Annotated in this window: 1 protein-coding gene; it reads left to right on the top strand. The window is 32.6% G+C overall.

Translation table 11 applies throughout. The features are described from left to right. On the top strand, positions 1-227 hold a 227-nt coding region (locus CPJCM30710_RS17680; RefSeq protein ID WP_212905409.1), incomplete at both ends, for a transposase.

Below are 227 nucleotides of genomic sequence, written 5' to 3' on the forward strand. Positions count from 1 at the left end.
TAACTAAAGATTTATATTGTCATACAAATGGACGCCCAGGGACTGACCCGGTTGTATTATTTAAGATGTTGTTCATAGGATATCTTTATGGCATACGCTCCGAAAGGCAACTAATTAAAGATATTGAGGTGAATTTAGCATACAGATGGTTTTTAGGATATTCAATTACAGAAAAAATTCCAGATGCATCTACAATAAGTCAAAATAGAATAAGACGGTTTAAAGAT

The sequence above is a fragment of the Clostridium polyendosporum genome (genome assembly GCF_018332455.1).
GTDB lineage: Bacteria > Bacillota > Clostridia > Clostridiales > Clostridiaceae > Clostridium_AY > Clostridium_AY polyendosporum.